This is a genomic window from Arthrobacter sp. 35/47 (genome assembly GCF_000520475.1).
In the GTDB taxonomy this organism is placed as follows: Bacteria; Actinomycetota; Actinomycetes; order Actinomycetales; family Micrococcaceae; genus Arthrobacter_D; species Arthrobacter_D subterraneus.
The window spans coordinates 49,403-50,221 of sequence record NZ_KI914603.1 but is presented as its reverse complement, the minus strand read 5'-3'; the positions used below and the strand labels follow the sequence as shown (position 1 = coordinate 50,221).

Annotated in this window: 1 protein-coding gene; it reads left to right on the top strand. The window is 66.8% G+C overall.

The features are described 5' to 3' along the window. The coding region (locus X803_RS19305; protein WP_035778613.1) for a GntR family transcriptional regulator at nucleotides 1–546 on the top strand (546 nt) is incomplete at its 5' end. Nucleotides 547–819: the final 273 nt, after the last annotated feature.

Below are 819 nucleotides of genomic sequence, written 5' to 3'. Positions count from 1 at the left end.
GAGGCGCTGCTGCGGCTGGCGGAGACCGGGATGGTGACGATCGAGAAGAACCGCGGGTTCCGCGTGGTGTTGCCTGGCGCCCGCGAGCTCGCCGAGATCATGGCGGTGAGGGTGGCCCTTGAGGTTCCGGCCGCTGCCCACGCAGCCCGGCGTGCCGGCCCCCAGGACCGCGAGGCACTCGAGAAGGAACGCGAGGCCATGCAGCAGGCGGTGCTCGACGGCGACGAGGGCACCTTTCTCCTGCACGACCAGCACCTTCACGGCCTCCTGCTCAACCTTGCGGGCAACAGCCGCACCATCCGCATCATTGCGAACCTTCGTGACGCCACCCGCCTCGTCGGAATGTCCACGATCCGCACCTCCCGGTCGCTTGAGGAGGTCTATGCCGAGCACCTGCCTATCCTCGATGCCGTGGAGCACAGCGACGCAGAGGCCGCCGCACGCGCGATGCACCGGCACCTCGAATCAACGGGAAAGCTGCTGCTGCGCGGGGCGGCCACGGAGAACGACGACGTCGACCGCCTCTGGGAGGACTACGTCGATTGAGGAGCGCGGCTGAGGAGCGCGGCGCTTCCACGAAGATGGGCCTCTTGATTTCGATGTCCCTTCCAGCGCCGAAGCATCTCCCACACCCCAGGTGTGCAGCCGCCATATGAATTTTTTTCCGTGCCTGCACTGCAGTCATTGCATGCAATGACTGCGAATTGCAGGCTGCAGGCACTTTTCTGAACCGTCCATGGCCCAGGTCGGCAGGCCAGAAGGCCGGCAGGCCGAAGGCCGGGAAGCGGGGCGGACCGGCACGCCGAAGGCCGGGAAGCG